The sequence below is a fragment of the Bifidobacterium sp. LH_389 genome (genome assembly GCF_056357235.1).
Map to the genome: position 1 here is coordinate 1 of NZ_JBKEVR010000033.1, position 2,616 is coordinate 2,616.

Here is a 2,616-nt window from a genome sequence, read left to right on the forward strand (position 1 = left end):
TGTTTTGTTTCAATGTTTGTTCGGCGGGTTTGGCAGTGTTTTTCCGCAGTGTGGGCTGATGGTTTTCCGCAGGTTCGGCAGTGTTCGTGGGTGGTGTGGGTAGGCATCGGCTCGCTGCTTGTATATTCCCGAGTGTTCATTCGAATTGATTTCGGCTGGTTGCAGCCAGTCGAAGGCTCGGGAAGGAAAGGATTATGGCGATACCGATGCCCATAGTGCAGGATATCAGGAGACTTGATCGGCAGGGATTGTCCCGCGCGCAGATCGCGCGTCTTTTGCATGTTGATCGCGGGACGGTGGCGAAATACGCGGATATGCGGGATTGCTCGCCCCAGCCGAGGACGGATCGTCGGTATGGTTCGAAGATCGACCCGTACACGCATCTGGTGGATTCATGGCTGGAGGCCGACCGGTTGATGCCACGCAAGCAACGTCATACGATCAAACGGGTGCACGAGCGTCTGCTGGCGGAAACGGATTATGACGGCGAGTATTCGACCACGTTGCGGTACGTGCACCGGTGGCGCGAGGCGAACCGGAGTGACGGGGATCGTGAGGGGTTTATACGTCTTGATTGGCGTGCGGGTAGTATGCAGGTTGATTTCGGTCTGGCCCGGGCTGTGATCGCGGGCGAGCAGATGGACGTGCATTGCCTGGTGGTGGCGTTGCCGTATTCGAATATGCGCTTGTGTGTGGCCCTGCCGGGTGAGAACGCGGAGTGTTTGTGTCACGGGTTGATGCTCGTGTTCGAGCATCTTGGTGGTGCGCCGCCGTTGATCGTGATGGATAACGCTACCGGTGCGGGTCATAGGAACGCGAAGGGCGAGGTGACCTTGACCAGCGTGTTCGCCGCGTTCGTGGCGCATTACCGGCTCGAGGTCAGGTTCTGTAACCCGTATTCGGGCAATGAGAAAGGCAGCGTGGAGAACGCGGTCGGGTTCCTGCGTCGTAATATCATGGTCCCGCCCTTACATGCGGAATCGTACGAACAACTGTCACGGCTCATGCTGGAGCGGTGTGATGAACTGGCGGCAGAATCGTATTGCCCGCGATTAATGGACGTGCCCGTCACGCAGGTGTTCGCCGAGGAACAGGCATCGTTGATGCCTTTATCGTCGAGTGTGTTTGATCCGGTCCGCCGGCAAACCCGTATGGCTGATAAGTATGGTCTGGTTGATATCGACTCGAACCAGTACCTCGCTGGTGCGAGTCATGCCCGTTCACGCGTGTTGGCTGCGATTCGTTGGGACACGGTCACGCTCACCTCGCCTGCCACCGGCGAGTTTCTGGCCGAGTATCCCAGACTCTATGGCAGATCGAACAGTGTGGAGGATCCCGTGCTCGTGTTTCCCCAACTCGCGCTCAAACCACGCGCGTGGAAGGAAAGCACGATCCGCCCGGATATTCCCGACGATATTCGTGGCTGGCTCGATTCCATGGACGACAAGACCCTCAAGGAAAGCTTGAAAGCGATCGCGTACGCGTGCCGGGCGGCTGGGTTCGAGCCCGTGATGCAAGCATGCGACGAGATCCTTGCTTTCAACAAGGACATGGGATTACACGCGGATTCGCTCACCCCGATCGCATTACGCATGCGCGATGGTGACTGGCAATACCCCGGCGCTATCAACGAACCCGACCTGAGCGGCTACGACCAGTTCATCACCAGTAGCAATCACGCCAACAACAACCAGGAAGGAATGCAATGAGTGTCAGACCCGATCCCGTGATCCCCGACACACGTCGCAGACGAGCGTCCACGACCGAGAAAAGCGAACGCATCCTCATGATGAGCCGCAGCCTGACCCTCACCCGCAGCGTGCTCGCCAACATGCTCGCCGAGGCGACACCCAACCAGCTCGAATTCATCGAACAATGGTTCACCGCGGAACTCGACTCACGCGAGCAATCCAAACGAACCCGCCTCCTCAAACAAGCCGGGTTCCCCGCAGACAAGACCCTCGACGGCTACGACTGGACCAACCTGAACATGCCCGCCGACTGGGGACGAAACCAACTCGAAAGCCTGGAATTCATCAACCGATGCGAGGACCTCGTGCTCTACGGGAGCGTCGGGACCGGCAAAAGCCATCTCGCCATCGCGATCGGCAGGCTCGCCTGCACCAAGGGCATACCCGTACGCTTCTTCACCGCGACCGGACTACTCATGCGCCTGAGACGCGCCCAACAAGAAAACCGGCTCGACAAAGAACTCGCCAATATCAGTAAAGCACGTCTTCTGATCATCGACGAGTTCGGCTACCTACCCATCGACGAGGAAGGCAGCCGCCTCCTCTTCCAAATCATCAGCGACAGCTACGAGACAAGGAGCATCATCTACACCACCAACATCGAATTCAGCGGATGGGGACGCATCCTAGGCGACAAAAACATGGCCGCCGCCCTCATCGACCGCACCGTCCACCACGGACGACTCATCAGATTCGAGGGCCACTCCTACAGGAGCCAACACGCCCTCATGACCAAATAACCAACAACACAACAACGCAGACAGGCAGCGGCCACATCCAATACCGCACACACTGCGGAAAACCCGCTGCCCACACTGCGGAAAAACACTGCACACAACGCGGACACCAACTTGACAAAACACAA

2 protein-coding genes are annotated in these 2,616 nt (G+C 58.0%); both read left to right on the forward strand.

Annotation, left to right across the window (positions count from 1 at the left end):
* Positions 1-194 precede the first annotated feature (194 nt).
* Positions 195-1,709 carry an IS21 family transposase gene (gene istA, locus AC1AZA_RS11370; RefSeq protein WP_476514761.1) on the forward strand — a complete coding sequence of 505 codons (1,515 nt, stop codon included), beginning with the start codon at positions 195-197 and terminating at the stop codon, positions 1,707-1,709.
* Positions 1,710-1,726: 17 nt separating this feature from the next.
* The gene (gene istB / locus AC1AZA_RS11375; protein WP_476514762.1) at positions 1,727-2,491 is read left to right on the forward strand and encodes an IS21-like element helper ATPase IstB; all 765 of its coding nucleotides are present in this window, start codon (positions 1,727-1,729) and stop codon (positions 2,489-2,491) included.
* Positions 2,492-2,616: the final 125 nt, after the last annotated feature.